7 protein-coding genes are annotated in these 5862 nt (G+C 63.3%); 6 read left to right on the top strand and 1 reads right to left on the bottom strand.

Annotated features, from left to right (window positions below):
• Positions 1-255: 255 nt before the first annotated feature.
• The 6 genes from lptC (at position 256) to ptsN (ending at position 5505) form a co-directional block, all read left to right on the top strand.
• Positions 256-969, top strand: a complete 714-nt coding sequence (lptC, locus tag EOA23_RS30625; protein WP_127306870.1) for an LPS export ABC transporter periplasmic protein LptC — start codon at positions 256-258, stop codon at positions 967-969.
• Positions 956-1552, top strand: a complete 597-nt coding sequence (locus EOA23_RS30620) for an LptA/OstA family protein (RefSeq protein ID WP_127306869.1) — start codon at positions 956-958, stop codon at positions 1550-1552. The genes lptC and EOA23_RS30620 overlap by 14 nt, the downstream gene beginning before the upstream one ends.
• Positions 1552-2370, top strand: a complete 819-nt coding sequence (gene lptB / locus EOA23_RS30615) for an LPS export ABC transporter ATP-binding protein (RefSeq protein WP_127306868.1) — start codon at positions 1552-1554, stop codon at positions 2368-2370. The genes EOA23_RS30620 and lptB overlap by 1 nt, the downstream gene beginning before the upstream one ends.
• Positions 2371-2559: 189 nt before the next feature.
• The gene (gene rpoN, locus EOA23_RS30610) at positions 2560-4086 is read left to right on the top strand and encodes an RNA polymerase factor sigma-54 (protein ID WP_127306867.1); all 1527 of its coding nucleotides are present in this window, start codon (positions 2560-2562) and stop codon (positions 4084-4086) included.
• A gap of 305 nt (positions 4087-4391) precedes the next feature.
• Positions 4392-4979, top strand: coding sequence for a ribosome-associated translation inhibitor RaiA (gene raiA, locus EOA23_RS30605; RefSeq protein WP_042641062.1), 588 nt, complete (start codon positions 4392-4394; stop codon positions 4977-4979).
• 61 nt (positions 4980-5040) lie between these two features.
• Entirely contained in the window at positions 5041-5505 is a 465-nt protein-coding gene (gene ptsN / locus EOA23_RS30600; protein WP_042641064.1) for a PTS IIA-like nitrogen regulatory protein PtsN, read from the top strand.
• 86 nt (positions 5506-5591) lie between these two features.
• Here ptsN and EOA23_RS30595 read toward each other — a convergent pair whose 3' ends face one another.
• Entirely contained in the window at positions 5592-5849 is a 258-nt protein-coding gene (locus EOA23_RS30595; RefSeq protein ID WP_036257920.1) for a DUF1150 family protein, read from the bottom strand.
• Positions 5850-5862 lie beyond the last annotated feature (13 nt).

Raw genomic sequence — 5862 nt, 5'->3', positions numbered from 1 at the left:
AAGCAAGCCTCGGCACAGGGCTACCGTTTCCTGAACGCCGGCTTCGAGCTCGGCGTTGATGGCGACCTCACGAAAAATTAACCCAGTCCCCTTCTGTATCTGCTATGAAGTGCGGGCCGTCTCCCCGAACTCCCCGGTTTTGTGGGCGGCAGCCGTCACATTTTTGCAGTTTTCGTCCCCTTGTGCTTGCGTGTAGGTGCCGGCATACCACCTATAGGCGGATGTTTGGGCGGACAAAGGTCCATTAGAAAAGTCATGTTGGCGCGATCTGACGAAACGAGCGATGCCGCTGCGGCACCGGCTCCCGCGATCCAAGACGGCACGCGCGGCGAGGCGTTCAACCGCGCGCAACGGCACTCGCGCCGCGTGCGCGTGCTGAAATTCGCGGTGCCGCTGCTCGCGGCCGCCATTGCGATCGCCTTTCCGGTCTATTCCTACCTCAAAGCGCCAATCTCCATTTCCGTGCAGGCCGACGGCACGGCGTTTTCGAACGGCAAGCTGGTGATGGCCAATCCGAAGCTCAACGGCTTCACCAAGCAGAAGCTGCCCTATTCACTGACGGCGACTAGGGCGACGCAGGATGTCGGCCAGCAGGCCGTGATCGATCTCGAAGGCATCAACGCCAAGCTGCCCGTCGCCACTGACAATATCGTGTCGGTCGATGCCGAGCACGGTATCTACAATCGCGACGCCAATACGATGGATCTCACCAGTGACGTCAGCGTGACGACGACGGACGGTCTTGCGGCGAAATTCAAATCGATCTTCCTAGACATGGGCAAAGGCTCTATGAAGACGAGCAATCCGGTCGACGTCAGCCGCGGCGGGTCGCGCATCACCGCGGACTCGATGTCGGTCGAGGACAATGGCAGGCTCGTGGTCTTCGAGAACCGGGTTCGCGTCAACATCGATCCGACTGCACTGAAGGCGGCAGGGGTAAACAGTGGAGAACAGAATGCGTCGCAGTAAATCCGCGTGGGCTCTGGGCGCTGCCTCCGCATTGCTGTTTCTGGGGACGGCGCATTCCTTCGCGCAGTCGAGCGCGACCAGCCAGATGTCCGGGCTCAAGCTGTCCGGCGACCAGCCGATCCAGATCGAAAGCGACAAGCTTGAGGTCCGCCAAGCCGAGAGCATGGCCATATTCAGCGGCAATGTCACCGTCAACCAGGGGCCGACGCTGCTCAAGGCCGGCAAGATGACGGTCTACTATGTCAAGGATGCCAATGCCGGCAAAAGCGCCGCGGCCGGCGCGTCGGCGATGACGGGTGCCGCCAACATCGACCACCTGGAGGTCGAGAACAAGGTCTACGTCAAATCGAACGATCAGGTCGCCACCGGCGACAGCGGCACGTTCGACATGAAGACGCAGGTGCTCACGCTCAAGGGCAAGGAAGTGGTGCTGTCGCAGGGCGACAACGTCCTCAAGGGCTGCAAGCTCACCGTGCAGATGAGGAGCGGCCTCGCCAATGTCGACGGCTGCGGTGGCCGCGTGATGATGTCGTTCACGCCCCAGAAGCAGGGCACGGCCCAGCAGGGAGCGTCGAGCAAGTAATGGCCGGCGTATCCTCGCTGCTTGCCCGTCTTCCGGGGCGGGCGGCCGCAAAGCCGGCTGCTCCGGCGACGATCGGCACCGACAAGGCGAACTTCAAGGGCACCCTGATCGCCAAGGGCCTGACCAAAAGCTACAAGGGCCGCAAAGTGGTGAGCGGGGTGACGCTCGGCGTGCGCGCCGGCGAGGCCGTCGGCCTGCTTGGCCCCAACGGCGCCGGCAAGACCACGTGTTTCTACATGGTCACGGGCCTTGTTCCCGTCGATGAGGGCTCGATCGAGATTGACGGCTTCGATGTCACGTCGATGCCGATGTACCGGCGCGCCCGCCTTGGTATCGGCTATCTGCCGCAGGAAGCGTCGATCTTCCGCGGGCTGAACGTCGAGCAGAATATCCGCGCCGTGCTGGAAGTGGTCGAAAAAGATCGCAAGGTGCGCGAACGCAACCTCGACGAGCTGCTCGAGGAATTCCACATCAGCCATCTGCGCAAGGCGCCCTCGATGTCGCTGTCGGGCGGCGAACGGCGTCGCCTTGAAATCGCGCGGGCTCTGGCGACGCGGCCTGCCTATATGCTGCTCGACGAGCCCTTCGCCGGCATCGACCCGATTGCCGTCGCCGACATTCAGCAGCTCGTGCGTCACCTCACGGCGCGCGGCATCGGCGTCTTGATCACCGACCACAATGTGCGCGAGACGCTCGGCCTGATCGATCGCGCCTATATCATCCATGCCGGCCAGGTGCTGACGCATGGCCGGGCCGACGAAATCGTCGCCAACGCCGATGTGCGGCGTCTCTATCTCGGCGAGGGTTTCACGCTCTGAGCGTGAAATACCTTTCTCCAGAGTGAATTTGAGCGAATTTCGACTGGTCTGTCGCGATTTTTCGGCCCAATAACGCTCCGGTAAGCCGATCCTGCTAGCGTTTTCCTTGACAAGCAAAAGCCGGGCCAGTTTCTATGCCCGACCGGAAAGCAAGAGTGCGACGCGTAGACGAGGCGTTTGAATCCCACCATGGCGCTGGCAGCCAAACTGCAGCTCAGACAATCCCAGTCGCTGGTGATGACGCCGCAGCTGATGCAGTCGATCCGGCTGTTGCAGCTCACCCATGTCGAGCTCGAACGCTTCATCGACGAAGAGATCGAGCGCAACCCCCTCCTGGAGCGGGCCGAACCGCAGGACGATGCCGCCAGCGACCAGGCCCAGAAGAGCGAGGCCGCGCCGGAGCGGGATAGCGCCGGCGACTGGTTCGAGGGCGAGACGGAGTGGAGCGCGGAGGCGATCTCGCAAAAACTCGACTCCTCCCTGGAAAACCTGTTTCCCGACGATCCCGGCACCAGCGAGCGGCTGGGGCCGGATCTCACGGCGCAGTGGAAGTCGGCAGCGGGCAGCGCCGGCACGGCCTCGTCCGAGGGCTTCGACGTCGGCGACATGGCCGCGGCCGCGGTCACATTGCGCGAACATGTCGGCGAGCAGATCGCGCTTGCTTCGCTGAGCCCCGGCGAACGCCTCATCGCGGGCGAGCTTGCCGACGGGCTCGACGAGGCCGGTTATCTGCGCACCGAACTGGTGGAGATCGCGGTCCGGCTCGGCACGGATGAAGCGGCGGTGGCGCGGGTGCTTGGCGTCTGCCAGAGCTTCGAGCCGGCAGGACTCTTCGCGCGCGACCTTGCCGAGTGCCTGTCGCTGCAGCTTCAGGCGCGCGACAGGCTCGATCCGGCGATGAAAGCGCTGGTCGCCAATCTCGAGCTCCTGGCGCGGCGCGATTTCCAGACGCTGAAACGCATCTGCGGCGTCGACGAGGAGGACCTCCTCGACATGCTGGCCGAGATCCGCGCGCTCGATCCGCGCCCCGGCCTGGCGTTTTCGGGCGGCGCCAGCGACGCGATCGTCGCCGATGTCGAGGTCCGCGCCGCCAATGACGGCAGCTGGGCCGTGGAGCTCAATGCCGACACGCTGCCGCGCGTGCTGGTGGACAATGTCTACTTCGCCCGTGTCTCGAGCCACGCCAAGGACCAGGCGGAAAAGGATTTTCTCGCCGAATGCCTGCAGAACGCCAACTGGCTGACGCGCAGCCTCGACCAGCGGGCCAAGACCATTCTCAAGGTGGCGTCGGAAATCGTGCGGCAGCAGGACGCCTTCCTCGTCCATGGCGTGCGCCACCTCAAGCCGCTGAACCTACGCACGGTGGCAGACGCCATCGGCATGCATGAATCGACCGTCAGCCGCGTCACCGCAAACAAATACATGCTGACGCCGCGCGGGGTTTTCGAGCTGCGCTATTTCTTCACGGCGTCGATCGCCTCGGCCGAAGGCGGCGAAGCGCATTCTTCCGAGGCCGTGCGCGACCGCATCAAGCAGATGATCGACGAGGAAAAGCCCGCCGACGTGCTTTCCGACGACGCCATCGTCGACATGCTCAAGGAAAGCGGTGTCGATATCGCGCGCCGCACCGTTGCGAAATACCGCGAAGGCATGAATATCCCATCGTCTGTGCAAAGACGGCGGGAGAAGCGGGCGCTCGCGAACGCCGGCCGCTAGGCCTGCCCCGAATCCCCGGCGAGCCTTGGTCGGTGCCAGACGGGCTGATTTCCCACAATTCCCAAGCTTGATTGACAAGCCGCAATGAAGTGTCTAGAAGCCCGCCCGCATGAGCAGGGCGGTAATGCCCGCTTGCGAATGGGTCCGTCAGACAAGGCCATGGACGGCCAAGAAGGCGACTTGTGATCAACCGGAAAGTTCGGGTCTAAAATCGGCGCGCATGCCGCTGCGAAGCTTGTGCGCGCGCACCACGGGTATAAACTCGGGACCAGTTTGAAGCCTGGGCAAGGAAGGTCAGTTTTCAGATGAATCTACGCATTTCGGGAAAACACATGGACATCGGCGATGCGTTCCGCACACGCATCAACGACCGGGTCGGCGAGGCGATCGAGAAATATTTCGATCGGGGTTTTTCAGGACATGTCACGGTCATCAAATCGGGGTCGCGTTTCTCCGCCGACTGCATGGTCCGGCTCGATTCCGGCGCCTCGCTGCAGGCGACCGGCGACGCCCAGGACCCGACGCTTGCCTTCGAAGCGGCGGCCGATCGCCTGGAAACACGGCTTCGCCGCTACAAGCGCCGGCTGAAATCGCGCAATACGGGCAACGGCAATGGCGAAGAGCCGACCGACATCGCCTACACGGTGATGGCCCCCCTCACAGATGATGAGGAAGACATTCCGGAGGACTTCGCTCCGGCCATCGTCGCCGAATCAAGCATGACGCTGCGGACCATGTCGGTGGCGTCGGCTGTCATAGAGCTCGACAACAGCGACAGCCCGGTATTCCTGTTCCGCAACGCCGGGACCGACCATCTCAACATCGTCTACCGCCGGCCGGATGGCAATATCGGCTGGATCGATCCGTCGACGACCAAAGTCGCACAAGCATAAAAAGCCGGCCGCGCGAGGGGGCGACGACTGGCGCGGCAGGCGAGCAAGGGATTTTTCAAGCATGGATCTCAGCGATCTCATCAGCGTCCCGGCGATCATGCCGGCGTTGAAGGCGAATTCCAAAAAGCAGCTTCTGCAATTGCTGTCGGAGAGGGCGGCGGCGATTTCGGGAATCCCGGAACGGGAGGTGTTCGACACCATCCTGCAGCGCGAGCGGCTGGGATCGACCGGCGTCGGCAACGGCATCGCCATTCCGCACGGCAAGCTCGCCGGCGTGAAGCGGATCGCCGGCGTCTTCGCGCGGCTGGAAACGCCGGTCGATTTCGAGGCATTGGACGACCAGCCGGTCGACCTCGTCTTTCTGCTGCTCGCGCCCGAAGGCGCCGGCGCCGACCATCTCAAGGCGCTGTCGCGCATCGCGCGCGTGCTGCGCGATGCCGACACGGTGGCCAAGATCAGGGGTACGCGCGACGCGGTGGCGATCCACGCCTTGCTGTCCGACACGCAGGCTTCGCACGCGGCCTGAAGTTTGGGATAGATCTAGTTTTGGGATTAAACCCTAGAGGGGCCGCCGAGAGCGGCCCTTTCCATTTCGGACTGCCAGCAATCGCCTTAGTGGATGGCGACAGTGGTCAGGTCGTTCTCCAACGCACCCGCCAGCGCCCGGTCACGGGCATCGGAAAGCAGGATCGGCTGGCCGTTGGCGGCAAACAGCGCCCACAGCTCCAGGCCGGGGGCGATTTCGCCGAGGCCGGGGAAGCGGCCGCGCAGGTCGTCGCTCGACACTTTCCGCAGATAAGCGACAGAGCCTTCGCCGAGATGGGCGAGTTCGCCGCTGGTCATGGTGATCGTTTCGTCAGTTCTGGTCATTTCAAGCCTCCTT

Source organism: Mesorhizobium sp. M2A.F.Ca.ET.042.01.1.1 (genome assembly GCF_003997405.1).
Lineage (GTDB): Bacteria > Pseudomonadota > Alphaproteobacteria > Rhizobiales > Rhizobiaceae > Mesorhizobium.
The sequence above is the reverse complement of the archived record's forward strand: the minus strand, read 5'-3'. Positions and strand labels throughout refer to the sequence as shown.